Origin of the sequence: Streptomyces piniterrae, from assembly GCF_005048155.1 — a bacterium.
Classification (GTDB): Bacteria; Actinomycetota; Actinomycetes; order Streptomycetales; family Streptomycetaceae; genus Streptomyces; species Streptomyces piniterrae.
In genome coordinates this window covers 36775-62458 of the sequence record NZ_SUMB01000006.1, presented here as the reverse complement: position 1 = coordinate 62458, position 25684 = coordinate 36775, and the positions used below count along the sequence as shown (strand labels likewise).

Below are 25684 nucleotides of genomic sequence, written 5' to 3'. Positions count from 1 at the left end.
GCCAATGCCCGGTCACCACCTTCGTCGCACCAATTCGGGCCGGGCGGGCCGCCGCTGGGCGCCTGACGCATGACGCGAAGACGATCTCCAGCCGGATTGTCAGTGCCGTCCGCTAGCTTTCGGGATATGGGGAATTCAGGCGGGTCATTGGCAATTCGGTCCACGGGCGCACTGTCCGGGATCCTGGAAGCGGCCGGCTTCACCGGTGTCGATGCCATCGATCATGTCGACCACGTAGACCGTGTCGATGATGTCGATGATGTCGATGGCGTGGACGGTGCTGGAGATGTCTCAGGCGTCGAACGCGTCGGAGGCGTCGAAGGGGCGGCGTTGCCGGTGGCGGGCTGGCAGATGGCGGAGTTCGCGGATGCCGGGGGTCGCAGCATGACGGCGCTGGTCCGGCAGACCGGGGCGCCGGCGGTCATGGTGTCGTTCCTGGACAGCGACGTGGGGTTCGCGGAGGCCGGAGCGCCGGGCGGGGGCGCCTGGGAGGGTCTGCTCAACCGCGAGATGGCGGAGAGCTACGAGATACCGCTGGAGCAGTTCCCGGTCGAGACCGCGGTGGCGGGCGCGCTGGCCTGGTCAGCGGCGGCCGGGCTGACGGCCGATGAGGCGCTGCTCCGGCGGGCGTTCACCGGGTCGGCGCTCTTTGCGGAGGAGCTCTCGGCCGTCCTCTTCGCCGGGCTGGGCATACCGGGCGCGCGGATACCCGACGACCGGGACTGACCGGGCGGCTCTTCGCATCAGAGGGGGCCGGGCGCCAGGGCGCCGACCAGGCGACCCGGCGGCCCCGCGGCCCCGCGGCAGGGGCGACCGGCCCCACCGGCCACCCCTGCCCCCCGGGAAAGGTCCGGGCCGCCCCGGAACTCAGGTGCCCGGCGCCCACCGTTCACCGGTGATCAGCCGGCCGAGGCCCGCCCAGGCGAAGTTCATCAACGTGGCGGCGGTGTCCTTTGCCGCCGGGTGCTCCCGTTCGCCCGAAGTGCCTTCGTCGGTACGGGCGTTGGCCCACTCCGCGAGCGATTCCGCGGCACCGACCAGCGCGTGCGCGAGCCCGGCGACCTCGCGTTCGGCCAACTCGCCATCGCAGCCCGCCTCCTTGGCGGCCGCGTCGATCAGCGTCGTCACGAAGACCATGATCTCCGCCCGCATCGCGGCCACTTCGCGCGCGAACGGCTCCCCCTGCGTCCGCGCCTGCTGGTGCAGCACCGCCCAGCCGTCGGGGTTCTCGGCGGTGTGCGCGAAGAAGCCCTTCAGCCCGCTCCACAGCTGCCGGTCGGCCGGCACCCCCGGCTCGACGGCCGCGGTCACGGCCGCCACCAGCGCCTCCGACTCCCGCCTGATGACCGCGCTGAACAGGTCGTCCTTGGAGTTCAGATAGAGGTAGACCAGCGGCTTGGAGACACCGGCCACCTCGGCGATCTCGTCCATCGAGGCGGCCCGATAGCCGCGCCGCGCGAAGGTCCGCACCGCGGCGTCCATCATCTGCTGTTCCCGCACCGCTCTCGGCACTCGCTTGCTCTTCACAGCACCCACGCCAAACGCCCTTCCATCCCGCCCCTTTACTGCAAAGTAAGTTTACGATCTTCACCCTCCCCCACCCTGCCGCCTCCTCGCGTTGACATCACCGACGAGAAAGCGAGACGATACGTCTCGTCGCGCCGTGACCCGACGCGACGCCGTTCATCGTCCGCGGACCCTGGAGGACCCCCATGCACCAGTACGTCGAAGCCGCCCCCGGCGTCCGCCTGTGGACCGAACAGCGCGGCGACGCCGACGCGCCCCCACTGCTGCTGATCATGGGAGCCCAGGCGTCCGGCCTCGGCTGGCCCGAGCCGCTGGTCGACTCGCTCGCCGCCCACCACCGGGTCATCCGTTACGACCAGCGCGACACCGGCCGTGCCACCTGGTCCTTCGACCGGCAGCCGTACCGCATCGCCGATCTCGCCGATGACGTGATCACCGTCCTGGACGCGCTCGGCATCGAACGGGCACACCTGGTCGGTATGTCCCTGGGCGGCATGTTGGTCCAGATGGTCCTCGCCGACCACCCCGACCGACTGATCAGCGCCAGCCTCATCGGCACCAGCGCCCTCAGCACCACCCCCTACACCCGCCCCGACGGCACACAGCTCCCCGCGGACGAACTCCCCGGGATCTTTCCCGAGGTCCTGGAGCTGTGGTCCCGCCCCGTCGAGGACCACGGCCTGGAGGCCGAGCTGGACCGCCGCGTCGCACACTGGCGCGTACTTGCCGGTGACCAACTCCCCTTCGACGCCGGCTTCTTCCGCACCCTGGAGCGCCGCATCATCGAGCACACCGGCCACTACACCACCAACAACGCCCCCGGCCGCGCCGACGACTCCGACATGCTCCGCACCGACCAGCTGGCCGAGAACGAGGTCCCCACCCTCGTCATGGCCGCTCCCGCCGAGCCGGTCTTCCCTCCCCCGCACCCCCAGCACATCGCGCAGGTCATCGGCAACGCACGGCTCGTCGAGATCCCCGGCATGGGCCACGCCCTGCCGCCGGCCGTCCACGCGCCGCTGGCCGACGCGATCCTGGCCCATACGGGGGCGGCATCCTGACAGCGCCCGTGCCGGCACCACCTCCGGCACACGACCGAGCGCCCCGGATCCGATCGAGATCCGGGGCGCTCACATCATCGACTGTCCGGGGCGCTCAAGTGGCCTGTCCGCAGCGGCCCTACGCCGCAGCCTCCACCGTGACCAGCTGCTCCGCCTCGCGGACGTCCTCGTCGATCGGCGAGGACTTCGCCGCGTGGTACGCGTCGCGGTCCAGGATCTTCTCCCGGGCGGAGACCAGGATCGGGATGACGGACTGGCCGGCGACGTTCGTGGCCGTACGCATCATGTCCAGGATCGGGTCGATGGCCATCAGCAGGCCGACGCCCTCCAGGGGGAGGCCCAGGGTGGAGAGGGTCAGGGTCAGCATGACCGTGGCGCCGGTCAGACCCGCGGTGGCGGCCGAGCCGATGACCGAGACGAAGGCGATCAGGACGTAGTCGCCGATGCCGAGGTGCACATCGAAGATCTGGGCGATGAAGATCGCGGCGATCGCCGGGTAGATGGAGGCGCAGCCGTCCATCTTGGTGGTGGAGCCGAAGGGCACGGCGAACGAGGCGTATTCGCGCGGGACGCCGAGGCGTTCGGTGACCTTCTGGGTGACCGGCATGGTGCCCACCGAGGAGCGGGACACGAAGGCCAGCTGGATCGCGGGCCAGGCGCCCTTGAAGAACTGCAGCGGGTTGACCTTGGCGACCGTCGAGAGCAGCAGCGGGTAGACGCCGAAGAGCACCAGGGCGCAGCCGACGTAGATGTCGACGGTGAAGGTGGCGTACTTGCCGATCAGGTTCCAGCCGTACGTCGCGATGGCGTGGCCGATGAGGCCGACGGTGCCGAGCGGGGCGAGGCGGATGACCCACCACAGGGCCTTCTGGAGCAGTTCGAGGGCGGCGCGGCTGACCTTGAGGACCGGCTCGGCCTTCTCGCCGAGCTGCAGCGCGGCGATACCGGCGACGGCCGCCATGAAGACGATCTGCAGGACGTTGAGTTCGGTGAACGGCGTGATGACGTCGGTGGGGACGATGCCGGTCAGGAAGTCGATCCAGGAGCCGGCGTGGTCGGGGAGCTTGCCGTCCTTGGGGGTCAGGCCGGTGCCCGCGCCGGGGTTGGTGAGCAGGCCGATCGCCAGGCCGATCGCGACGGCGATCAGCGAGGTGACCATGAACCACAGCAGGGTGCGGGTGGCCAGCCGGGCGGCGTTGTTGACCTGCCTCAGGTTGGTGATCGACACCAGGATGGCGAAGAAGACCAGCGGGGCGACGGCCAGCTTGAGCAGCTGGACGAAGAGGTCGCCGACCTGTCCCAGGGTGGTGGTGAGCCAGCCGATGTCACCGCTCTTGGCGATCCAGCCGAGCAGCACGCCGAGAGCGAGGCCGGCCAGGATCTGGACCCAGAACGGGATCTTGGGTATTCGGGAGGACTTGGGGGCCTGAGGGGCCTGTGCGGACTCGGCGGTCTCGGCAGACGTGGACAACGGACACACTCCGGGGACAGGTAAGACGTGGGGAAAGGCGAAGGGGGCGCCAGGAGGTCCGTATCCGTGGGTTCAGGAAGGATCTCCGGCCGCTGCGAAGAAGGTCAGCGGCGGCAACAGGCCGCGGACATACAGCGGCAAAGATCGACGTGCAGGCGCGCCACGAGCGGAACGCTCATGGGTGTCGGGGGCGCGGCTGCTGTCTTCATGGAAAGTACGTTAACACTCGAACTTTGAGGAACCCAAAGAAAATCTTTGGGTTCCCAGGGAGACGGGCGGGGTCGGGCAGCCCATGCAAAGGCAGGCGCCCGGCCGTGGAAGGGGATTCCACGGCCGGGCGCCTGTCGTACAGGGGCCTCCGGACGGCCTCGTGTGAGGCGTCTTACAGCGGCCGGTTACAGCAGCTCGTCCTCCTGGCTGCGGTTGGCCGTGAGCCGGTCGCGCTGGCGGTCGACCTTGGCCACGATCTGCTCCGACATCACGTCCCGCTGCTTGCGCAGCAGCACGAAGCTGAGCGGCGCGGAGATGACGATGGCGAGCAGCAGCAGCCAGACGGTGTTGGAGCTGCCGATGCCGAGCGGGATGATCCGGAAGTAGGCCAGCACCCACACCACGGCGAACGAGGCGGCGAAGAGGCCGATGCGCAGGGCGGTGTAGCGGAGCGTGGCGAACTTGTGGCTACTCACGGACGGGACCTTTTTCTCAGGTTTCTCAACGTGTCTCAGCGACAGCCGAAACGGTCACCGTCCAGTGAAGCACAGCGGTGCGGGCGATCTTCCCGGCCCCCGAGGCGCGGGGATCGGGAGGAGGATCTTCCCGGTGTCCGCCGGCCGCCCCCGCTGCCCGTCGCCCGTCAGGCCAGGTCGAGCCACATGGTGATGTCCTCGCGGTAGTCGTCGTCGGCGACCTTTATCGCGTCGGGGACCCGGCCGACCTCCTTGTAGCCGCAGGCTTCGTAGAAGCGGTGGAGACCGGTGCCGCCGCGGCAGGTGAGACGGATGCCACGTATACCGTCCAGGGTGCGGGCCGCGTCGGCGACCGCGGCCATCAGGGCGCGGCCGGTGCCACGGCCCTGGAGGGCGGGGTGGACCATGACGGTGTAGACCCACAGCCAGTGCTTCATCAGGCGGTGGGTGTTGAGGGTGAGGAACGCCGTCGCCAGCACCCGGCCTCCCCCACTCCCGGCTCCGCTCGACCGGGAGGTACCCCCACCGTCGCGGCCCACCAGAAGGCGCGTACGCCCCTCGGCCATGTCCGTCAGATGCTTGAGCAGCTCGGGACGTATGTCCTCGCGGGTGACGGGCGGTACGAAGCCGACGGCACCGTCCGCGGTGGAGACGGTCTCCCACAACGCGCAGATCCCGTCATGCAGTTCCGGGGTGACGGACGGGTCCAGGTCGAAGCGCACGCTCATGACCCGGACCCTAACCTCCCCCACTGACAATCGGCTCTGACCAGGTCAGACGCGCATCGGCTGGGGCGACTCGCGGCGCTCCGGGTCCGGGCCCGGGTACTCGCGGATGACCTCGTAGCGGGTGTTGCGCTCGACGGGGCGGAAGCCGGCGTCGCGGATCAGGTCGAGCAGATCGTCGCGGGTCAGCTTGTTCGGCGTGCCGTAGTTGTCCGCGTCATGCGTGATCTTGTACTCGACGACCGAGCCGTCCATGTCGTCCGCGCCGTGCTGCAGCGCCAGCTGGGCGGTCTGCACGCCGTGCATCACCCAGAAGACCTTGACGTGCGGGACGTTGTCGAAGAGGAGACGCGAGACGGCGAAGGTCTTCAGGGCCTCGGCGCCGGTCGCCATGGTCGTCCGCGCCTGAAGGCGGTTGCGGACCTTGCCGTCCTGCATGTCGACGAAGTCGTGCTGGTAGCGGAGCGGGATGAAGACCTGGAAGCCGCCGGTCTCGTCCTGGAGTTCACGCAGCCGCAGGACGTGGTCGACGCGGTGGCGCGGCTCTTCGATGTGTCCGTACAGCATCGTGCACGGGGTCTTCAGACCCTTCTCGTGCGCGAGGCGGTGGATACGCGACCAGTCCTCCCAGTGGGTGGCGTGGTCGACGATGTGCTGCCGGACCTCCCAGTCGAAGATCTCGGCGCCGCCGCCGGTCAGCGACTCCAGGCCGGCGTCGATCAGCTCGTCGAGGATCTCGGAGGCGGTCAGCCCGGAGATGGTCTCGAAGTGGTGGATCTCGGTGGCGGTGAAGGCCTTGAGGGAGACCTGCGGGAGGGCTTCCTTGAGGGCCTTGAGGGAGCGCGGGTAGTAGCGCCACGGCAGGGTCGGGTGCAGGCCGTTGACGATGTGCAGCTCGGTGAGGTTCTCGCCCTCCATCGCCTTGGCGAGGCGGACGGCCTCCTCGATGCGCATCGTGTACGCGTCCTTCTCGCCCGGCTTGCGCTGGAACGAGCAGTAGGCGCACGACGCGGTGCACACGTTGGTCATGTTGAGGTGACGGTTGACGTTGAAGTGGACGACGTCGCCGTTCTTGCGGGTGCGGACCTCGTTGGCGAGACCGCCCAGCCAGGCCAGGTCGTCGCTCTCGTAGAGCGCGAGACCGTCCTCGCGGGTCAGCCGCTCACCGGACCGGACCTTCTCCTCCAGCTCGCGCTTGAGGCCCACATCCATCGACGCAGCCATCCGGTCGCCTCCCAGTGTCTCTGCCGTATCGCAGCCGTCTTCTCTGCTGTTTCGCAGCCGTACCGCACCGCTTCTCCGGCTTTTCCGTGCCGGAAACGGGCTCCGACGAGCCTACTCCCCCCAAAGAGGAACGGACGGAGCGCCCTTGACACGCTCCGTCCGCCCGGCCCGCACCACTGTCTTCCGGTGGCCTACTCGACCTCTTCGGGCAGCTCGCCGACGCGGTTCTCCCACTTGGTGGAGAGCACGATCGTGGTGCGCGTACGGGAGACGCCCTTGGTGCCGGACAGCCGCCGGATGGTGCGCTCCAGGCCGTCCACGTCGCCCACCCGCACCTTGAGCATGTACGAGTCGTCGCCGGCGATGAACCAGCAGTCCTCGATCTCGGCGAGGTCCTTCAGGCGGCGTGCGACGTCCTCGTGGTCGGCGGCATCGGACAGCGAGATGCCGACCAGCGCGGTGACGCCCAGTCCGAGGGAGCTGGCGTCGACCGTCGCGCGGTAGCCGGTGATCACGCCGGCCGCTTCGAGCCGGTTGATCCGGTCCGTGACGCTGGGCCCGGAGAGGCCGACGAGCCGGCCGAGCTCCGCGTACGAAGCCCTGCCGTTCTCGCGAAGTGCCTGGATGAGCTGCCTATCCACCGCGTCCATGCCCTCAAGCCTTCCAATCTTTACGCATTTTCGAGTTCTGCATGTAGAATCTAAGGCATACAGGGCCTCGGACCCTGTAAATCTTCGAATCACCGACGATCAACGACGATCTTCACAGGAGTAGTCACCGTGTACTCGATCGAGATGGCCTACGCCCGCATGCGCGAGCTGCAGGACCAGGCCAATCGTTCACGTGCCCACCAGGCCATGCCCCCGCGGTCCCGGCGTCGCCTCCGTCGCGCCGCCGCGGCCGCCGCCGCTGCCAAGAAGAGCTAGGACGCCTCCGGGGCCTCCCCCTTGGAGCCACCCCTGAGCTCCCCTTCCCAACGCCGGTACAGCCCGTGCGGCACCTCTGCCGCGTCGAGCACCCGGCCCGCGACGAAGTCCACCAGATCCTGGATGTGCGTCGCCCCCGCATAGAACGCCGGAGAGGCGGGCAGCACCACGGCGCCCGCCTCGTCCAGCGCCACCAGATGCTTCAGCGTCGGTCCGTTCAGCGGAGTCTCCCGCACCGTGACCACCAGCCGGCGGCGCTCCTTGAGCGTCACGCTCGCCACCCGCTGGAGCAGATCCTTCGAGAGCCCGAGCGCCACCCCGGCGACACATGCCGTGCTCGCCGGGACGATCAGCATCCCCTTCACGGGATACGAACCGGACGACGGGCCGGCCGCCAGATCCCCGGCCGGCCAGTACCGCACATCCGCCAGCCGCTCGTCCGTCACCGGATAGGTCTCCGGCTTGCCGTCCGCCCCGAGCGCCAGCCATTCCCGCAGGTCGGTGCGCCAATGGGCGTCCCGGAAGGCGATGCCGGTCTCGTCCATCAGCGTCAGCCGCGACGCCCGGCTGACGATCAGATCCACCGCCTCACCGGCCGCGAGCAACCCCCGCAGCACGGACGCGGCATACGGCGTCCCGGACGCGCCGGAGATTCCCACGACCCACGGACGGCGGCGGCCGGGGTCCGGCTTACTGGTGTCGTTGTGCGGCGGCTCCACAGCATCGAGCCTATCCGGCGGAACCACGGACCCCGTCATGGCCGTTCTTTCCTGTGAACCGACGCGGGACGCCGCGAACAGCCGGGATGGGGGTACCCCCTGCTCGTTGGGAGCTTGGGGGAGGGGAGGCGGAAATGACACGAGTGAGGGCCGCGATCTGCCTGATGGTGGGCTGGGTCGGGCTGCTGTGGCTGCTGGAGGGCGTCGACTTCGCCAGCGGGAACGCACTGGACTCCTTCGGCATCGAGCCGCGCGACGTCGGCGAACTGGCCGATGTGGTGCCCGCCGCCTTCCTGCACTTCGGCTTCGCCCACCTCACGGCCAACTCCCTGCCCCTGCTGCTGCTCGGCTTCATCGCAGCGGTGCGCAGCGGCGTCCGCCGTTTTCTCGGCGTCGTCCTGCTCGTCATCGTGGCCAGCGGGCTGGGCGTCTGGCTGACCGCGGCGCCCGGCAGCAACACCGCGGGCGCCTCCGGAGTCGTCTTCGGCCTCTTCGGCTATCTCCTCGTGCGCGGCTTCATCGAGCGCAAGGCCCTCGACATCGGGATCGGGCTGGCGGTCGGCGTGGCGTACGGCTCGATCGTGTGGGGCGCGCTGCCCAGCGACAACGGGATCAGCTGGCAGGGCCATCTGTTCGGGCTGATCGGCGGGGTGGTGGCCGCGTTCGCCTTCCGGGAGCGCACCCGCGCCGTCACGGCCGGGTCCACTGTCCGACCCGTCCCGTAATCTCAGAAGCACGGCCGCCGGGCAGGCGCGGGAGCGCCACGGGCCGGCGGGGCGACACGGCGCGGCAACCACGGGGGAGCAGAGCATGTCCGACTACCACCAGCCCGGATACGGGCCCTATCCGGGCGGACCGCAGCAGCCGTACGGCGCGCAGCCGGGGTGGAACACGGGCGCCCCGCCCGGCGGGTACGGCTATCCCGCACCGGGCGGCCATCCCGGCGGCCCCGGCTACGGCCCCCAGCCGCCGGTCGCGCCCTCGACGGGCTCGGCGATGTGGGCCCATATCGGCGCGCTGCTGACGGTCACCCTGGGCTCCATGATCTGCTGCGGCCTCGGTGCCTTCCTCGGCTGGATCGCCCCGCTGTCCGTCCGCGGCAACGTCCGCCACAAGCAGGACCCGTACGTCCGCCACCACGCCACCCAGGCCCTGAACTTCGGCCTCACCCAGGCCATCGTGGCGTTCATCGGCGTGGTGCTGTACATCGGCAGCGCCCTCGTCTTCGAGGTGGCCGCCAACGACATCCAGCGGGCCGGGTCCGGTGTGGCGGTCCCGCTGCTGACCGTGGTCGGCATCATGGCCGCGTACGCGATATCCGGCATCGTCTGCGCGATCATCGGCGCCACGAAGGCGAAGAACGGCGAGCTGTGGACGTACCCGCGGCTGATCGCGTGGCCGATGAGCAAGGGCTGAGAGGTGCGCCGCCGGCGGCGCACCTCCCCCACGGACCATCCGGCCGCCGGTCCGTGGCGGCCCGTCAGCCCCTTCAGACCGTCAGGCCCCGGACCAGCAGATCCAGCAGCGCGCAGACGAACAGTGCGATGCCGATGAAGCCGTTGACCGTGAAGAACGCCCGGTTGAGCCGGGACAGATCATGCGGCCGGACGATGGAGTGCTCGTAGAGGAACGCCACCGCGACGATCACCAGGCCGATCCAGAAGAACACCCCGACGCCGGTGGCCAGCGCGTACCAGACCAGCAGGACCGTGGTGACGGCATGGCTGGCGCGGGCGCCGTGCAGCGCCGCCGGGATGCCGAAGCGGGCCGGTACGGACTTCACGCCGTGCGCCCGGTCGGCCTGGACGTCCTGGCAGCCGAAGATCAGGTCGAAGCCGCCGATCCAGACGCCGACGGCGAGGCCGAGGATCACCGCGTCCCAGGACCAGCTGCCGCTGATCGCGATCCAGGCGCCGACCGGCCCCATCGCCTGGGCCAGCCCCAGGATCGCGTGCGGGAAGTTCGTGAAGCGCTTGCCGTACGGATAGACCACCATCGGCACCACCGCGATGGGCGCCAGCGCCAGGCACAGCGGGTTGAGCAGCGCCGCGGCGCCCAGGAAGATCACCACGGCGATCAGCGCACCGGTCCAGGCGGACTTCACGGTGACCGCGCCGGTGACCAGTTCGCGCCCCGCCGTACGCGGGTTCCTGGCGTCGATCTCCCGGTCGATGATGCGGTTGCAGGCCATCGCGAAGGTCCGCAGCCCGACCATGGCGACGGTCACGAGCAGCAGCCGGCCCCAGTGGATGGTCCTGTCCCACTGGAACATCGCGGTGAGCGAGGCGATATAGGCGAAGGGCAGCGCGAAGACGGAGTGCTCGATCATGACCAGGCGCAGAAACGCCTTGGTCCTGCCCGGCCGGGGTACCGCGGCAGCGGAGGCGGAGGCGGTCACAGCCCGTACTCCTTCCAGCGCCGGTCGACCTTCGCGGCCGTGTCCGGGTCCGACAGGACCATCTCCGGCCAGCCCCCGTCCCGTGTGTAGCCCTCCTCGGGCCACTTCCGCGTGGCGTCGATGCCCGCCTTGCCGCCCCAGAACTGCTGGTAGGAGGCGTGGTCGAGATGGTCGACGGGGCCCTCGACGACGGTCAGGTCGCGGGCGTAGTCGGTGTTGCCGAGCGCCCGCCAGGACACCTCGTGCAGATCGTGCACATCGCAGTCCGCGTCCACGACGACGATCAGCTTGGTCAGCGACATCATGTGCGCGCCCCAGATGGCGTGCATGACCTTCTGCGCGTGCTTGGGGTACTTCTTGTCGATCGAGACGATCGCGCAGTTGTGGAAGCCGCCGGACTCCGGCAGGTGGTAGTCCACGATGTCCGGCACGATGATCTTGAGGAGCGGGAGGAAGAACCGCTCCGTCGCACGGCCCAGCGGCCCGTCCTCCGTCGGCGGCCGGCCCACCACGATCGACTGGAGCAGCGGCCGCTTGCGCATCGTCACGCAGTCGATGGTCAGCGCGGGGAACGGCTCCTGCGGCGTGTAGAAGCCGGTGTGGTCGCCGAACGGGCCCTCGGGCAGCATCTCCCCGGGCTCCAGCCAGCCCTCGATGACGACCTCGGCGTTGGCCGGCACCTGGAGCGGGACGGTCTTGCAGTCGACCATCTCGATCCGCTTGCCCTGGAGGAAGCCCGCGAAGAGGTACTCGTCGATGTCGCCGGGCAGCGGGGCGGTGGAGGCGTAGGTCACGGCCGGCGGGCAGCCGAAGGCGATGGCGACCGGCAGCTTCTCACCGCGTTTGGCCGCGACCTGGTAGTGGTTGCGGCTGTCCTTGTGGATCTGCCAGTGCATGCCGATGGTGCGCTTGTCGTGGCGCTGCAGCCGGTAGAGGCCGAGGTTGCGGACGCCCGTCTCCGGGTGCTTGGTGTGCGTCAGCCCCAGGTTGAAGAACGAGCCGCCGTCGTCGGGCCAGGTGAACAGGGCCGGCAGCGCGTCGAGGTCGACGTCGTCGCCCGTGAGCACGACTTCCTGTACGGGCGCGCTCTCGCCCTTCACCTTCTTCGGCGGGACGTGCGTCATGTTGGCGAGCTTCCCGAACGCCTCGCGCACGCCCACGAACCCCTGCGGCAGCTCCGGCTTCAGCAGCCCGCCGATCTTGCCGCTGATCTCGTCGTACGCCTTCAGGCCGAGGGCCTTCAGCAGCCGGCGGTCGGTGCCGTAGACGTTCATGGCGAGCGGCATCGCCGAACCCTTGACGTTCTCGAAGAGCAGCGCCGGTCCGCCGGCCTTCTGCACCCGGTCCACGATCTCGCCGACTTCCAGATACGGGTCGACCTCGGCCTTGATGCGCTTGAGGTCGCCCTCCCTGTCGAGCGCGCGCAGGAACGAGCGAAGATCGTCATAAGCCATGCGTTCCAGTATCGGGTACGCACTACCCTGTACGGGTCACCGGGCCCCGCCGCGGGCCCGCCGTCGTTCGCAGGGGGCCCGTTCCGCGATGATCAGGTATCTGCCGTTCCTCTTGGTACTGGCGCTGTGGATCTATGCGTTCATCGACTGCGTCAACACCCCCGAATCGCAGGTGCGCGGCCTGCCCAAGGTGATCTGGGTGATCATCATCCTGCTGTTCGGCGAGGTGCTGATCGGGCCGATCGCCTGGCTGGTGGCGGGCAAGGTGCGCCACCCGGTGTCGGGCGACGGCAGTACGCCGTCCGAATGGCACCGCAACCGCAGCGCGAAGTGGGTGGCGCCGGACGACAACCCCGAGTTCCTCAAGTCCCTCAAGGACGAGAACAAGAAGGACGAGGCGCTGCTGAAGGACTGGGAAGCCGACCTGCGGCGCCGCGAGGAGGAACTGCGCAAGCGCGAGGCGGCGGACGGTCCCGAGGACACTCCGCCGGCCAAGGACTAGCCGGGGCCCTCCACCCCTGAATTCGGTGGTCGGCCGGCCCCGCCGTCCGCCAGGATGAACCCTCATGAGCACCGGTCCCAGCGCCCCCTTGGCCACGACGGCGGCAGGCGTGTCCGCCGCCCCCGCAGAACCGCCGCGCCGCATCCGGGCGCTGCACACCGAGCGGACCGTCACCGTCTACCAGGCGTACGCCCCGGCGCTCGGCGTCCCCGCCGCGCGGGACGGCCGGTTCCCCGCCGCGTGGAAGCGGGAGCGGATGACGTGGATCAAGCCGTCGTTCCTGTGGATGATGTACCGCTGCGGATGGGGCACCAAGGCCGACCAGGAGACGGTGCTCGCGATCGAGATCGACCGGGCCGGTTTCGACTGGGCGCTGAGCAACGCCTGTCTGTCGCACCACGACTCCGCGGAGCACCCCGACCGCGCCGCCTGGAAGCGTCGGTTGAAGGGCAGTCCGGCGCGGGTGCAGTGGGACCCGGAGCGGGATCTGCGGCTCCAGCAGCTGCCGTACCGGTCACTTCAGCTCGGCCTGGCCGGCGAGGCGTCCCGGCGGTACGCCGACGAGTGGACCGTCGCCATCACGGACGTCACACCGCTGGCCCACGAGGTGCATGCGCTGGTGCGCTCGGGGGATCTGGCGGCGGCCGCCGCGCTGCTGCCCGCGGAGCGCCCGTATCCGGCGCCCGAGGGGACTCCGGCGCTCAGCCCCGCCTCCTGACGGGCAGTCAGCCCGCTGTCTCGGGGAAGGTCTGCGGAGTGGCCTGCGGGACGGTCCGCCGCGTTACGCCGCCACCCGCTCATACTCCTCGTACAGCGCCCGCCAGCGGCCGAGGTTCCAGGTGGACCAGTCGACGGGCCGGCCGGCCAGCGCCTCGGTCAGGTACTCGAAGTGCTGGTGCCAGCCGGCGAGGTTGGCCAGCACCGCGCTGTCCGGGGTTTCCAGTTCGTTGGTGAAGCGCAGCCGGGTGCCGGTGCGGCGGTCCGGGTCCGGGGCGATCTCGAAGCGGATCCGGCCGTGCACGGCGACGGTGTACTCGGCCAGCCTGGTCGGGCCCCAGCCGGTGACCCGGCCGGCGGCGACGGTGGAGCGCCCGCTCGCGTTCGTGTTCAGCCAGCGCAGGGTGATCCTGCCGCCCTCGTGCCGTTCGAAGGGATCGGCGGCGGCGAGCCAGCCGGGCAGGCCCTCGGGGCCGGCGACGGCGGCCCAGACCTCCTCCACAGGCTGGGGAAGGCGCAGCGTGAAGGAGATGGTGCGGATGTCGGCGTCGGAGACGACGGTGCCGTACGGGATCGGGCTCTCCATGAGGACACGATCGCGCACGGCACCGGTGTTCGCAGTTCAGGGCGGCGTTCAGGGCACGGCAGGCGCCCAGCACCCGCCCTTGGAGCGGGCGTTCAGACCCCGGCGTACGAGTGCAGGCCGGTGACGAAGATGTTCACGCCGTAGTAGTTGAACAGGTAGCAGAGGAACGCGATCAGGCCCAGCCAGGCGGCCTTGCGGCCCTTCCAGCCGACCGTGGCGCGCGCGTGCAGGTAGCAGGCGTAGGCGACCCAGGTGATGAACGACCAGACTTCCTTGGGGTCCCAGCCCCAGTAGCGGCCCCAGGCGGCCTCGGCCCAGATGGCGCCCGCGATGATGGTGAACGTCCACAGCGGGAAGACGGTGGCGTTGACCCGGTAGGCGAACTTGTCCAGCGAGGCGGCCGAGGGGAGCCGCTCCAGTACGGACGAGGCGAAGGCGCCGGGCTGCTTGCCGGCCGGGTCGGCGAGCTTGTCCTCGTAGCGGTCGCGGAAGAGGAACAGCAGCGTCGCGACGGCGCCGAGGTAGAGCACCGCGCCGGACAGGATCGCGCAGCTGACGTGGATCCACAGCCAGTAGGAGTGCAGCGCCGGGACGAGCTGGTCACTGGCGGTGTAGAGCACCGAGACGGCCAGGCCCAGGTCGAGCAGGACCGAGGTGATCAGGGGCAGGCCGATCCAGCGGACGTTCTTCTTGAGGACGAGCAGCAGCAGGTAGACGCCCACCGCGACCGCGGCGAAGGTCGTGGAGAACTCGTACATGTTGCCCCAGGGGGCACGCTGCACGGACAGCGCGCGGGCGACCACACCGCCGACGTGCAGCGCCCAGGCCAGGACGGTCAGCGAGATGGCGATCCGGCCGTAGAGGTCGCCCTTCTCGGTGCCGCCCGCGGCGCCGGGACCGTCCGGGACCTCGCGGCTGCCGGCGGCGGCCTTGGTGATGACCTTCGGGCGCTCCAGTACGGCGGTGCCCCCCTGCTTCGCCACCTGGACGGCGACCGCGGCGGGCGCCTTCGCCTGGGCGGTCAGTGCCGCGGCGGTGCGGCCGACCTTGCTGCGGCTGCCGAACACCCACTCCGCCATGTGCGCGATGAAGGCGAGCGTGTATACCGCCATCGCCGAATAGACCAGCAGGTTGCTGTTGTGCGCCAGTGTCTCGTTGGCTGCGGCCGCGATGTTCACGCGCGCGCTCCTTCGGAGGGGTCAGCGGGGTCGGCAGGATCGGCGGGGTCGGCGGGGTCGGCCGGCTCCGCGGGGTCTTCGGTGGGCGCGGGAGCGTCCGGGACGAGCGGGGCGTCGGTGCCCAGCGCGGCCGCGAGATCGGCGAGTTCCTCGGGGAGCCGGGGCGACTCGCTGCGGCCGAGGGCGGCCATCTCGACGACGGTCACACCGGCGCCGTTCTCCTCGACCCGCTCCGCCCTGACCCACACCCGGCGGCGCTGGATGAACAGCGAGCCGGCCAGGCCCAGCAGGGCGGCGACCGCGCCGGTCAGCGCGAGGCCGTTGCCCGGCTGGTGGGCGATGGTGAAGCTGGCCCAGTCCTTGATGCCCTCAAACTTGATGCTGCCGTCGCCACCGGGCAGCTTCATCGATTCGCCGGGCAGCATCATCTTGGCGACCGGGGTGCCCTTGCCGTCCTTGTACTGCTTGAGGTTCTTCTGCTCCAGCTTGTAGACGTTCTGCGGCAGCCCGGAGTCGACGCCCAGATCACCGTGGTAGGCGGTGAGCGTGAGCACCGGATAGTCCAGCGCGGGGAACTGCGAGAACATCGAGCCGGAGCCCTTGCCGCCGAACGTCGGCACGAAGAAGCCCTGGAACCCGAGCTGGTTGCGCTTGCCGTCCTTGGTCTGCGCGCCCGGCACCTTGACCACGCCGGTCGAGGTGAGGTTCTTGGGGTCCTGCGGGAGGAACGGCACCGCACCGCTGTAGACGACCTTGCCGCGGCCGTCCTTGACGGTGACCACCGGCGCGTAGCCGTGCGAGAGCAGATAGACCTTGGAGCCGGCGATGTCGAGGGGCTTGTTCACCTCGATCGCGGTCTTGTGCTCCTTGCCGTCGGCGCCGGAGAAGTAGCTGACGTTGGCGCGGAACGTCCGCGGGGTGCCCTTCTGCGGCCCGGACCGCTCGTAGGTCGCGTCGAAGCCGTCGAGCGTGAAGCCGAACGGCTCCATGGTCTCGGTGTCGAAGAAGGGGCCCTGCTTGAAGTCGTCGTACTGGGTGAGGTTGTTGGAGAAGCCGTCGCCCTCGGCGACCAGCTTGCCGCCCTCGGACTTCCACAGGCCGCCGACGGCGAACGCCACCAGCAGCACGATCAGCGCGATGTGGAAGACCAGGTTGCCGGTCTCGCGCAGATAGCCCTTCTCGGCGGCGACCGCGGTGCCGGACCGGTGGGCCCGGAACCGGCGCTTCTTCAGCAGCCCCTGTGCCGCCTGGAGGACGTCCTCGGGTGCCGCGTCCGTACGCCAGGTCGTGTACGCGGGCAGCCGGGTCAGCCGGCGCGGGGCGGCCGGCGGGCGGCCCCGCAGCTGTCCGACGAACTGCCAGGTGCGCGGCACGATGCAGCCGATGAGCGAGATGAACAGCAGCAGGTAGATCGCCGAGAACCACACCGAGCTGTAGACGTGGAACATCCCCAGCTTGTCGTAGAGCTCACCGAGCGTGGGGTGGTCGCCCTTGAAGTCCTCGACCTTGACCGGGTCGATGGCGGTCTGCGGGATCAGCGAGCCGGGGATGGCGCCGATCGACAGCAGGAAGAGCAGCAGCAGCGCCACCCGCATCGAGGTGAGCTGCCGCCAGAACCAGCGTGCCCAGCCGATGGGCCCGAGCGAGGGGAAGCTGATGTCCTCGGCGGGGGCGGTGGAGAGCTGGGATCCGGCCGCGCCGAGATCGGCGGCCGTGCCGGACTCCCGGGCGTCCGGAGCGCCGGAGTCCGGCCCCGGGTCGCGGGGGGTGTCGGTCTTGGTGGACATCGATCAGATCCCAACGGTGAAGCGTTGCGTCCAGTTCTGCAGCTCGGACATCAGGCCGTCCCAGACGCCGGTGACGAGGAGGAGGCCGAGCGCGACCATCATGCCGCCGCCGATCCGCATCACCCACACGTAGTGCCGCTTGACCCAGCCGAACGCGCCGAGCGTCCGGCGGAAGGCCAGCGCGACGGCGATGAACGGCAGACCGAGGCCCAGGCAGTAGACGACGGCCAGCAGGGCGCCGCGGCCGGCGCTCGCCTGGTAGAACGAGAGCGTCTGGACGGCGGTGAGGGTGGGGCCCAGGCAGGGTGTCCAGCCGACGCCGAAGAGCACACCGAGCAGCGGCGCGCCGGCCAGCCCGATGGCGGGCTTCTTGTGGAAGCGCAGTTCGCGCTGGCCGAAGCGCTGGAGGACGCCGGCGAAGGCCAGCCCGAGCAGGATCATCAGGCCGCCGAGGACCCGTGAGATGACGTCCTTGTAGCTCTGCAGCGTTTCCCCGAAGAAGCCGAAGAGGGCGCCGCCGGAGACGAAGACGAGGGTGAACCCGAGGACGAAGAGGGAGGCGCCGGCCAGCATCCGGCCGCGTTTGGCCTCGCCGAGGTCGGTGCCGGTGACGCCGGTGACGTACGACATATAGCCGGGGACCAGCGGCAGGACGCACGGGGAGAAGAAGGAGACCAGTCCGCCGATCAGTGCGGCGGGCACGGCGGCGATCAGGGCGCCGGTCAGGATGGTCTGGTTCTGCGCGGCCTCGGCGGCGAGCTGGATCACGTGATCACTTCTCGGCGATCAGGGGGTCGACCATCTTGCGCAGGCCGTCCTCCGAGAGCGGGCCGACCGCGCGCGCGGCGATCCTGCCGTGCCGGTCGAAGGCGATCGTGGTGGGGATGAGCTGCGGGTTGAGGCTGCCCTTGGGGAAGCGCAGCAGCAGCTTGCCCGGCGGGTCGAACAGGCTCGGGTAGGGCACCTTGTGCTGTTCTTCGTAGCTGTTGGCCTGCGACTTCGCGGAGTCACGGGTGTTGATGCCGATGAACTGGACGCCCTTGCCCTTGGTCTCGTTCGCGACCTTGGTGAAGTTCGCCGCCTCGGCGATGCAGCCGCCGCACCACGATCCCCAGACGTTGAGGACGACGACCTTGCCCTTGTAGTCGGCGACGTCCAGGTGCTTGCCGGTGGTGGTCTCGCCGGAGAGGTCGGGCGCGGGCTGCCGCTCGGCCTTCTTCACGGTGGCGAAGCCGTTCTTCCCCTGGACGTATCCGGTCTGCGACGAGCCGCCGGCGGCGCCGTCCCCGCAGGCGCTCAGCATCAGCGACGCGGCCGCGGCCCCTGCGGCGAGCAGGGCGATGCGGCTGCGGTTCGCAAGGCGGCGTGGGGCGCGGCAGACACTCATGTGAAAAGTTTCGCATGAGCCGGTTCCAGATCTTCCGCGCCCCCCTCGGACCGTCGCATCCCACGCAAAAAGGCATGTCAGAGCGGTCGCCGCGGCCTCTGGGGGGAGGGTCGGGCGAGTCGGCGACCGGCCCTGGAGCGGGGTCGGGCGGGTCGGGCGGACGGCCCTGGAGGGGCGGGCCCGGCCGTGTGGGCTCAGGCGGCGGAGAGGAACGACTTCCAGCCACCGGCGGGCCGCTGCGCCTTGTCCATCCCCTGGAGCTTGGTCAGCACCTGCGGGTCCTGGGCGTCGAGCCAGTCGGTGAACTGTCGGAAGGACACCAGCCGCACATCCTTGTTCCGCTCGTCGGCTATGCGCTTGAGCGCCTCTTCGACGGCGTCCATATAGATACCGCCGTTCCACTGCTCGAAGTGGTTTCCGATGAAGAACGGGGCGCGATTCGTCTCGTACGCGCGCTGGAACCCGGCTATGTACGCGCCGGTGGCCTGCCTGCGCCAGCCCGGGTAGTTGGCCGGCGGGGCCTTTGTCGAGTTCTTCGACTGGTTGGCGAGGATGTTGTAGTCCATTGAGAGGACCTCGTAGGAGTGACCCGGGAAGGGAATCTGCTGAAGCGGGAAGTCCCAGATGCCCATCTTCTTCGTCGGCCATACCTGTTGGCCGCCCGGTGCGCTGGCGTCATAGCGCCAGCCGAGCTCCTTTGCCGCCGGGAGCAGATTCTCCTGGCCCAGAAGGCACGGGGTGCGGCCGCCCACCAGTTCCCTGCGGTAATCGAAGGGCAGCGGATCCATCTCGTTGAAGCCGGTGTGCGTACGCCACTTGGTGACGAATTCCATCGCCTGGTCTATCTCGGACTGCCACTGCTGCGGCGTCCAGTTCCTGACCGTGCCGGAGCCGGAGCAGAAGTGGCCGTTGAAGTGGGTGCCTATCTCATGGCCGTCCAGCCAGGCCGTGCGGAGGTTCCGCAGTGTCTCCTTGATGTGGGGATCGGTGAGGTAGCCGATGTCGGAGGCGCCGGACCGGTTGTTCGGCGGGCTGTAGAGCTGCTTCTTCGATTCGGGCAGGAGATACAGCCCGGAGAGGAAGAAGGTCATGGCCGCGCCGTGGTCCTTGGCGAGCTTGAGGAATCGGGGGAAGAGGCCGTTGCCGACCTCTCCCGCACCGTCCCAGGAGAAAATCACGAACTGCGGCGGGGTCTGGCCGGGCTCCAGCCGTTCCGGCCCGTCGGGCTGGTTGGGCTGCGCTCCGGAATTGGCGGTCGATCCGTCACCGATGGGCTTCGAGCGGGCCCGTACGGAGTTCCGCACCCGCTGCTTGTTCGCCTCGCCGTCCGAGCCGGACATGGAGCAGCCGCCGACACCGAGCGCAGCCGCCGCCCCAACCCCCATACCCAACAGGTTCCGCCGACTGATCGCGCGCATACCGTGGTCCCCATCCGTATTGCCGAACTCAATATCCATATAAACGGACATCCGAGGCGAGGGCATTTCGGACGAGGAGATTCTGCTTATTCGCTCAAACCTCTGATTTTGCGCGCTGCTGACTTACCGCCAATTGATGGAACGTCAAGCGCCGAAAGCCTTGCTCTTCCCCTTGACGGGTTTGGCGCCGGCCAGCAGGTGGGAGGGAACCAGGTCGCGCGCCGGCTCGCTGTAACCCACAGAAATGATCTTGTCGCCGTGGAAGGTGAAAGACGTCAGCGAGGCCAGCGTGCACTGCCGCCGCCGCGGGTCGTGCCACAGCCGCCGCCGCTCCGCGAAACTGCGCACGATCCAGATCGGCAGCTGATGGCTGACCGCCACCGCCTCGTGCCCGCGCGCCGCGTCCCGTGCCGCGCCCAGCGCCGCCATCATCCGTACGACCTGCTCGATATACGGCTCGCCCCAGGACGGGCGGAACGGATTCGTCAGGTATTTCCAGTTGCCGGGCTTCTTCAGCGCGCCGTCGCCGACCCCGAAGGTCTTCCCCTCGAAGACGTTGGCCGCCTCGATCAGCCGCTCATCGGTGGCCAGATCCAGACCATGCGCGTCGGCGATCGGCGTCGCCGTCTCCTGGGCGCGCTCCAGCGGCGACGCCACGACATGCGTGACGTCCCGGTCCGCGAGGTGCTCCGCGACCCGGTCGGCCATCTTCCGCCCCAGATCGGAGAGGTGATAGCCGGGCCGGCGCCCGTAGAGCACGCCCTCGGGGTTGTGCACCTCGCCGTGCCGCATCAGATGCACGACGGTGATGTCTTCGCTGCTCATGTCACCCATTCATTCAGTCGTCTGCAAGCGGTCGGCGGTCCGTCGCCGGATCCGCGTCTCTCAGGCCGTCGCCTCGGCCGCGGCCCGCGCGGCGGCCGGCAGCGCGGCGGCGATCCGCTCGACGGCCGCGGCGTCGTGCGCGGTCGAGACGAACCAGGACTCGAAGGCGGACGGGGGCAGATAGACGCCCTGCGACAGCATCGAGTGGAAGAAGGCGGTGAAGCGGAACGACTCCTGGGCCTTCGCACCGTCGTAGTCCGTCACCTCGGCGTCCGTGAAGAAGACCGAGAACATGTTGCCCGCGACCTGCAGCCGGTGCGCGACGCCCTCCTTGGTCAGCGACGCGGTGACCAGGTCGCGCAGCTGCGCCGAGACCGCGTCGACCTTCTCGTACGCCGCGTCGTCCAGCAGCCGCAGCTGCGCGACACCGGCGGCGGTGGCGATCGGGTTCCCGGACAGGGTGCCCGCCTGGTAGACCGGGCCGGCCGGGGCGAGGTGGGCCATGACGTCGGCGCGGCCGCCGAAGGCCGCGGCGGGGAAGCCGCCGCCCATCACCTTGCCGAAGGTCATCAGGTCCGGAGTGACACCGTCGATGCCGTACCAGCCGGCCCTGCTGACCCGGAAGCCGGTCATGACCTCGTCGGAGATGTACAGCGCGCCGTTCGCCGCGCACACGTCCTTCAGCCCCTGGTTGAAGCCGGGCAGCGGCGGCACCACGCCCATGTTGCCGGGCGACGCCTCGGTGATCACACAGGCGATCTCGCCCGGGTGCGCGGCGAACGCGGCCCGTACCGCCTCGATGTCGTTGTACGGCAGCACGATCGTGTCGCCGGCCTGCGCACCGGTCACGCCCGGCGTGTCCGGCAGCCCGAACGTCGCCACGCCCGAACCGGCCGCGGCCAGGAGCGCGTCGACATGGCCGTGGTAGCAGCCGGCGAACTTGATCACCTTCGCGCGGCCGGTGAAACCGCGCGCCAGCCGGATCGCCGACATCGTCGCCTCGGTGCCGGAGGACACCAGGCGCACCTGCTCGACCGGCGCGATCCGCGCCACGATCTCCTCGGCCAGCTCGACCTCGCCCGCGCCGGGCGTGCCGAAGGACGTACCGCGGGCGACCGCCTCCTGGACCGCGGCGATCACCGCGGGGTGCGAGTGCCCGAGGATCATCGGCCCCCACGAGCACACGAGGTCGACATACTCACGGCCGTCGGCGTCGGTGAGGTACGGACCCGTACCGGACACCATGAACCGGGGCGTACCACCCACGGCGCGGAACGCCCGCACCGGAGAGTTGACGCCACCGGGCGTCACAAGGGACGCGCGATCGAACAGCGACTGCGAAACAGGGGCTTCATAGGGAAAAGACACAGCGATCCTGACCTGCATAAACGGAGGGTGGGCGGCGGCACGTGGACACGGCCCTGCTGACAACGGTGCGGGAATCCCCTCGCGGACACCCCTGAGGCGCCGCTCGGTTCCATCTCGGTCCCTTTTTTATTCCTCTCGCTCTCGACCGGGCGTCAGGCCCCTCGCGTCTGCGAAACTGGGGCGACGTACGAGTAAGTCACGCAAGCAATGGTCTCAGAGGCGCACGAGGGCGCGCGGCCGGGAGTTTCGCACGCCGGTGACGGGGGAGATCTCTGAGACGATGATCGGGTTGCGCGGCTAAGGCTGCGAGTGGTCGGGTGGAGATATGCATCGCGGTGGCGAACTGGGCGAGGGGACCGATGACCGGGGTCCCGAGCGCGCCCAGCGCGGCCGTCACCGGCGCGAAGGCACCGAGGGCATCACTGGTGGGGACAACAGAGGCGGCCGCATGGGGGTGACATACAAATACTTCGGCGCGCCCAATGGCGCGACGGCGGCCCGTGTCCCGATCTCGATGCGTCCCGAGGAGCTCGGCGGTGATGAGCTCGGTATGGGTGGCATGTTCACCAAGATCAAGCCGGAGACGATGGCCGCGATGGTCCTCACCGGCATAGAGGGCATACCGCTCCATAAGGTTCCGCCGCTGGAGCTGGTCGTGCTGCACCCCGATTACGCCGTGGTCAAACTCCCCATGACCGTGACCGACCCGCTGCGCGGTGTCGGCGAGGAGTCGGTCGGCGCGGCCGCGTTCATCTGGTCCACCGTCCCCGACCGGGGCGGCCCGCGCGACGCCTTCAGCGTCTACCAGCTGCTGCACGAATGGCAGGACTTCAGCCACCGGCTGCACGAAGCGGGGCACCAGGCGTACTGCCTGGTGTGGCCGTGAGGCACCGACCGGTCGCTGCTGAATCGTTGCGGCCGGGCGGGGCGGCGCACGGGACAGGCCAGGGGCAGGAGTAGGTGTCGCCCGTCGGGGCGGGGCCCGGCGGGCAGGCGGGCAGGCGGGCAGGCGGGCAGGCGGGCAGGCGGGCAGGCGGGCAGGCGGGCCAGAACGCCCGGGTTCACCAGGTGGGACGGGCCGAGACACCGCCGTCGACGACGAGATCGTGGCCGGTGATCCAGGACGCCATCGGCGAGGCCAGAAAGACACAGGCATCGCCCACGTCCTCGGGCCGCCCCAACCGCCCGGCGGGCGCCGCCTCTTGCCAGCGGCGGACCCCCTCCGGCCAGTCCTCCTCGATGCCGGGACGCCCGATCAGGCCCGGCGAGACGCTGTTGACGCGGATCCCGTACGGCCCGTACTCCAGGGCGGCCGAGCGGGCGTGCATCACCACCGCCGCCTTGGACGCGCTGTAGTGGGCGTGCAGCGGCGCCGGACGGTCCGCCTCGATGGACGCGATATGCGTCACCGATCCCCCGCCGCCCTCCCGCATCACGGCCGCCGCGGCCTGGGTGCAGGCGAAGACGCTGTGCACATTGGTGTCCGCCACCGCCCGCCAGTCGGCGAGCGACATCGCCGCCAGCTCCTGGGTGGGCTGCACCCCCGCGTTGTTCACCAGCACCGTCAGCCGGCCGCGCCAGCCGGCGGCCGCCGCCACCAGCCGGTGGCATTCCGCCTCGTCGGCCAGATCGGCGCGGAGCGCCAGCGCACTGCCACCGCGCCTCTCGATCTCCCCGACGATCCCCCGCGCCGCCTCGGCATGCGTACGGAAATGCACCACCACGGCGGCGCCCGCGGCGGCAAAACGCAGCGCGATCCCGCGCCCGATGGTCCCGGCCGCGCCGGTGATCAGGGCTACGTGGTGGGTGAGGTCGGGGAGGCGGGTGCGATCGGGGGCGGGGGTGAGGTCGAGAGCGTCGGGGAGGTCGGGAGCGTCGGGGGCATCGGGGGTGTCGGGGAGGTCGCTCATGGCTCTTTTGCCTCTGCAGTTGTTCCGGTGTTCCGGTCGGTCCGGCAGTTCCAGTCAGTCCTGTCGGTCCCGTCAGTCCCATCGGTCGGTCCGGTCGGTCCAGTTGGGCCCGGCGTTCCGGCCGTTCCGGCCGTTCCGGTTGTTCCGGGCGGTCCGGGCGGTCCGGGCGGTCCGGGCGGTCCGGGCGGTGTGTCCGGAGTGCCTGCGCTCCCGGTGTCATCGGCGTGGCCGGATCGTGGCGGTCTCCCGGGCGCAGGCCGCTCGCCGGACATACCCGACCCACCACGGACGTTGGGCTCGCAAGGGGGCGACACCCCTGTCATGGCCTGCTCAGCGCCACGATCCGCGCCGCCGCCCCGGGAAAGCGCGCGGCCAGTTCGGCGGCGTCCCCGTGCTCGTAGTCGTCGAAGGTGAAGCCGGGCGCCATGGTGCAGCCGAACAGCGTCCAGGCCCCGCCCTCGGCGACCGCGGCGCCCATCCATGTCCCGGCCGGCACGGTGAACTGCACGTGCTGCCCGCTGAGGACGTCGGGCCCGAGGACGACCGTACGGGCGGCGCCGCCCTCGGGGAGCAGGAGCAGGGTGAGCGGATCGCCGAGGTAGAAGTGCCAGATCTCGTCGGCGGGCAGCCGGTGCAAGGCGCAGTAGTCGCCCGGCTCGGCGGTCAGCAGCATGACGATCGCCGACCCCTCCGGCCGCCCGTCGGCGCGCTCCGGCCCGGCCCACGTACGCCGGAACCGCCCGCCCTCACGGGGCAGCGGCGCCAGCCCGTACAAGTCGATCAGCGCCTCGGGGAGCCGGTCGGCCCCTCCCGGCGCGGGCAGCGGCTGCCGCTGGTGCATACGCGCCTCCCGTCTCGGTCCACACCCTAGGAGGGCGCGGCGCGCGACACCGGCAGAATCGAGCCATGTCCGATGCCCCGTCACTGCCACACCTGGGACGACGTACACAGCAAGCTGTGCGACGTCATCATCACGGCGGTGGTGGCCCTGACGACGCTGACGCCGGACGCGCGGCGGGTGTTCGCCGGGCATGTGGAACTGGTCGCCGGGCGGGTGTTGACGCGCCGGGCCGACTCCTGGCGAGCCCGCCCGCCCGGCTTCCTCAGGGGTGTTCGGCCGTCAGATAGCGCTGGATGGTGGGCGCCAGCCAGGCCACGACCTCATCGTGGTCGAGGCCGACGGCCGGCGGGATGTGCAGGACATAGCGGCACAGCGCCATGCCGAGGACCTGCGAGGCGATCAGGGCGGCGCGCGTGGCCGCCTGGTCGGGGACCGGGCAGACGGCGGCGAGGACCGGCCCTATCTGGCCGGCGAACACCCCGCGCATCCGCTCCGCGCCCGCCTCGTTGGTGACGCCGACGCGCATCATGGCGGTCAGCGTCTCGTCGCACTCCCAGCGCTCGAGGAAGTGCCGTACGAGCCGGGCGCCGAGCTCGTCGTGCGGCACCCCGGTGAGGTCGGGGGCGTGCAGATCGATCTCGGAGGCGGCCGCGAAGAGGCCCTCCTTGTTGCCGTAGTAGCGCATCACCATCGACGGATCGATGCCCGCGTCCCTGGCGATGGCGCGGATGGTCGCGCGCTCGTAACCGTCGGCGGCGAAACGGTCCTTGGCGGCGGCCAGGATCGCGGCACGGGTGGCCTCGGAGCGGCGGGGGCGGCCGTGGTCCCCGGCGGTGGGGGCGACGGCGGCCACGGGGGACTCACCGAGGTCCACATCGGGGGTGACGGAGGGGGTGGAGGGGACACGTTCGGCCATGTCAACAACTGTAGGCCAACGCGTGTTGACATGCCAGTCCCGGCAGGCTTAGGCTTTT

At 70.0% G+C, this 25684-nt stretch carries 28 protein-coding genes; 8 read left to right on the top strand and 20 right to left on the bottom strand.

Annotation, left to right across the window (positions count from 1 at the left end; all coding sequences use genetic code 11):
* The first annotated feature begins 147 nt into the window (after window positions 1–147).
* Entirely contained in the window at window positions 148–726 is a 579-nt protein-coding gene (locus FCH28_RS18745; protein WP_136741225.1) for a hypothetical protein, read from the top strand.
* A gap of 141 nt (window positions 727–867) precedes the next feature.
* Here FCH28_RS18745 and FCH28_RS18740 read toward each other — a convergent pair whose 3' ends face one another.
* The gene (locus tag FCH28_RS18740) at window positions 868–1536 is read right to left on the bottom strand and encodes a TetR/AcrR family transcriptional regulator (protein WP_136741224.1); all 669 of its coding nucleotides are present in this window, start codon (window positions 1534–1536) and stop codon (window positions 868–870) included.
* A gap of 176 nt (window positions 1537–1712) precedes the next feature.
* On the opposite strand from FCH28_RS18740, the gene FCH28_RS18735 reads away from it, so the two are divergent.
* Window positions 1713–2588: an alpha/beta fold hydrolase gene (locus FCH28_RS18735; protein ID WP_136741223.1), complete on the top strand. Its 876-nt coding sequence runs from the start codon at window positions 1713–1715 to the stop codon at window positions 2586–2588.
* Window positions 2589–2706: 118 nt separating this feature from the next.
* Here the strand turns inward: FCH28_RS18735 and FCH28_RS18730 are convergent, their stop codons facing one another.
* From FCH28_RS18730 to FCH28_RS18710, 5 genes are all read right to left on the bottom strand, one after another.
* Window positions 2707–4059 carry a dicarboxylate/amino acid:cation symporter gene (locus tag FCH28_RS18730; RefSeq protein WP_136741222.1) on the bottom strand — a complete coding sequence of 451 codons (1353 nt, stop codon included), beginning with the start codon at window positions 4057–4059 and terminating at the stop codon, window positions 2707–2709.
* A 395-nt stretch (window positions 4060–4454) separates the two neighbouring features.
* The gene (locus FCH28_RS18725; protein ID WP_136741221.1) at window positions 4455–4745 is read right to left on the bottom strand and encodes a DUF4229 domain-containing protein; all 291 of its coding nucleotides are present in this window, start codon (window positions 4743–4745) and stop codon (window positions 4455–4457) included.
* Between the two features lie 167 nt (window positions 4746–4912).
* Entirely contained in the window at window positions 4913–5473 is a 561-nt protein-coding gene (locus FCH28_RS18720; protein ID WP_136741220.1) for a GNAT family N-acetyltransferase, read from the bottom strand.
* Window positions 5474–5518: 45 nt separating this feature from the next.
* On the bottom strand, window positions 5519–6682 hold the full coding sequence (gene mqnE, locus FCH28_RS18715) for an aminofutalosine synthase MqnE (protein WP_136741491.1): 1164 nt from the start codon (window positions 6680–6682) through the stop codon (window positions 5519–5521).
* A 203-nt stretch (window positions 6683–6885) separates the two neighbouring features.
* The gene (locus FCH28_RS18710; RefSeq protein WP_136741219.1) at window positions 6886–7344 is read right to left on the bottom strand and encodes an Lrp/AsnC family transcriptional regulator; all 459 of its coding nucleotides are present in this window, start codon (window positions 7342–7344) and stop codon (window positions 6886–6888) included.
* A gap of 129 nt (window positions 7345–7473) precedes the next feature.
* Here FCH28_RS18710 and FCH28_RS38165 point away from each other — a divergent pair, with 129 nt between their 5' ends.
* Window positions 7474–7620, top strand: coding sequence for a hypothetical protein (locus FCH28_RS38165; RefSeq protein WP_169314202.1), 147 nt, complete (start codon window positions 7474–7476; stop codon window positions 7618–7620).
* On the opposite strand, the gene FCH28_RS18705 is transcribed toward FCH28_RS38165, so the two are convergent.
* Entirely contained in the window at window positions 7617–8339 is a 723-nt protein-coding gene (locus tag FCH28_RS18705) for a UbiX family flavin prenyltransferase (RefSeq protein ID WP_136741218.1), read from the bottom strand. The two genes, FCH28_RS38165 and FCH28_RS18705, sit on opposite strands and share 4 nt — an antisense overlap.
* 134 nt (window positions 8340–8473) lie before the next feature.
* On the opposite strand from FCH28_RS18705, the gene FCH28_RS18700 reads away from it, so the two are divergent.
* Together FCH28_RS18700 and FCH28_RS18695 are read left to right on the top strand one after the other, a co-directional pair.
* Window positions 8474–9064 (top strand): rhomboid family intramembrane serine protease, encoded by a 591-nt coding sequence (locus FCH28_RS18700; protein WP_136741217.1) that lies wholly within the window; start codon window positions 8474–8476, stop codon window positions 9062–9064.
* Between the two features lie 85 nt (window positions 9065–9149).
* The gene (locus tag FCH28_RS18695) at window positions 9150–9755 is read left to right on the top strand and encodes a DUF4870 domain-containing protein (protein ID WP_136741216.1); all 606 of its coding nucleotides are present in this window, start codon (window positions 9150–9152) and stop codon (window positions 9753–9755) included.
* A 73-nt stretch (window positions 9756–9828) separates the two neighbouring features.
* On the opposite strand, the gene mqnP is transcribed toward FCH28_RS18695, so the two are convergent.
* Both mqnP and FCH28_RS18685 read right to left on the bottom strand, forming a co-directional pair.
* Window positions 9829–10737: a menaquinone biosynthesis prenyltransferase MqnP gene (mqnP, locus tag FCH28_RS18690; protein WP_136741215.1), complete on the bottom strand. Its 909-nt coding sequence runs from the start codon at window positions 10735–10737 to the stop codon at window positions 9829–9831.
* Window positions 10734–12191 (bottom strand): menaquinone biosynthesis decarboxylase, encoded by a 1458-nt coding sequence (locus FCH28_RS18685; protein WP_136741214.1) that lies wholly within the window; start codon window positions 12189–12191, stop codon window positions 10734–10736. Before FCH28_RS18685 ends, mqnP begins: the two co-directional genes overlap by 4 nt.
* Window positions 12192–12279: 88 nt before the next feature.
* Here FCH28_RS18685 and FCH28_RS18680 point away from each other — a divergent pair, with 88 nt between their 5' ends.
* Together FCH28_RS18680 and FCH28_RS18675 are read left to right on the top strand one after the other, a co-directional pair.
* Window positions 12280–12693, top strand: coding sequence for a PLD nuclease N-terminal domain-containing protein (locus tag FCH28_RS18680; protein ID WP_136741213.1), 414 nt, complete (start codon window positions 12280–12282; stop codon window positions 12691–12693).
* A gap of 64 nt (window positions 12694–12757) precedes the next feature.
* Entirely contained in the window at window positions 12758–13411 is a 654-nt protein-coding gene (locus tag FCH28_RS18675) for a DUF4291 domain-containing protein (protein ID WP_136741212.1), read from the top strand.
* Between the two features lie 63 nt (window positions 13412–13474).
* Here the strand turns inward: FCH28_RS18675 and FCH28_RS18670 are convergent, their stop codons facing one another.
* The 8 genes from FCH28_RS18670 to hemL all read right to left on the bottom strand — a co-directional run bounded on the left by FCH28_RS18670 (window position 13475) and on the right by hemL (window position 21977).
* Complete coding sequence (locus tag FCH28_RS18670; RefSeq protein WP_136741211.1) at window positions 13475–13996, bottom strand: SRPBCC domain-containing protein; 522 nt, start codon at window positions 13994–13996, stop codon at window positions 13475–13477.
* 92 nt (window positions 13997–14088) lie between these two features.
* Window positions 14089–15174 carry a c-type cytochrome biogenesis protein CcsB gene (gene ccsB / locus FCH28_RS18665; RefSeq protein WP_136741210.1) on the bottom strand — a complete coding sequence of 362 codons (1086 nt, stop codon included), beginning with the start codon at window positions 15172–15174 and terminating at the stop codon, window positions 14089–14091.
* Window positions 15171–16961: a cytochrome c biogenesis protein ResB gene (resB, locus tag FCH28_RS18660; protein ID WP_136741209.1), complete on the bottom strand. Its 1791-nt coding sequence runs from the start codon at window positions 16959–16961 to the stop codon at window positions 15171–15173. The genes ccsB and resB overlap by 4 nt, the downstream gene beginning before the upstream one ends.
* A 3-nt stretch (window positions 16962–16964) precedes the next feature.
* The gene (locus FCH28_RS18655) at window positions 16965–17729 is read right to left on the bottom strand and encodes a cytochrome c biogenesis CcdA family protein (protein ID WP_136741208.1); all 765 of its coding nucleotides are present in this window, start codon (window positions 17727–17729) and stop codon (window positions 16965–16967) included.
* A gap of 4 nt (window positions 17730–17733) precedes the next feature.
* Window positions 17734–18348 (bottom strand): TlpA family protein disulfide reductase, encoded by a 615-nt coding sequence (locus FCH28_RS18650; protein WP_136741207.1) that lies wholly within the window; start codon window positions 18346–18348, stop codon window positions 17734–17736.
* A gap of 194 nt (window positions 18349–18542) precedes the next feature.
* Window positions 18543–19766, bottom strand: coding sequence for a polysaccharide deacetylase family protein (locus FCH28_RS18645; RefSeq protein ID WP_136741206.1), 1224 nt, complete (start codon window positions 19764–19766; stop codon window positions 18543–18545).
* Window positions 19767–19910: 144 nt separating this feature from the next.
* The gene (locus FCH28_RS18640) at window positions 19911–20591 is read right to left on the bottom strand and encodes a histidine phosphatase family protein (RefSeq protein WP_136741205.1); all 681 of its coding nucleotides are present in this window, start codon (window positions 20589–20591) and stop codon (window positions 19911–19913) included.
* A 60-nt stretch (window positions 20592–20651) separates the two neighbouring features.
* Entirely contained in the window at window positions 20652–21977 is a 1326-nt protein-coding gene (gene hemL, locus FCH28_RS18635) for a glutamate-1-semialdehyde 2,1-aminomutase (RefSeq protein WP_136741204.1), read from the bottom strand.
* A 307-nt stretch (window positions 21978–22284) separates the two neighbouring features.
* Here hemL and FCH28_RS18630 point away from each other — a divergent pair, with 307 nt between their 5' ends.
* A complete protein-coding gene (locus FCH28_RS18630) occupies window positions 22285–22845 on the top strand; it encodes a hypothetical protein (RefSeq protein ID WP_136741203.1) in 561 nt (186 codons plus the stop codon).
* A 175-nt stretch (window positions 22846–23020) separates the two neighbouring features.
* On the opposite strand, the gene FCH28_RS18625 is transcribed toward FCH28_RS18630, so the two are convergent.
* The 3 genes from FCH28_RS18625 to FCH28_RS18610 form a co-directional block, all read right to left on the bottom strand.
* Window positions 23021–23869 (bottom strand): SDR family NAD(P)-dependent oxidoreductase, encoded by an 849-nt coding sequence (locus tag FCH28_RS18625; RefSeq protein ID WP_136741202.1) that lies wholly within the window; start codon window positions 23867–23869, stop codon window positions 23021–23023.
* A gap of 319 nt (window positions 23870–24188) precedes the next feature.
* The gene (locus FCH28_RS18615) at window positions 24189–24710 is read right to left on the bottom strand and encodes a cupin domain-containing protein (RefSeq protein ID WP_136741200.1); all 522 of its coding nucleotides are present in this window, start codon (window positions 24708–24710) and stop codon (window positions 24189–24191) included.
* 262 nt (window positions 24711–24972) lie between these two features.
* On the bottom strand, window positions 24973–25626 hold the full coding sequence (locus FCH28_RS18610) for a TetR/AcrR family transcriptional regulator (RefSeq protein ID WP_136741199.1): 654 nt from the start codon (window positions 25624–25626) through the stop codon (window positions 24973–24975).
* Between the last annotated feature and the right edge of the window lie 58 nt (window positions 25627–25684).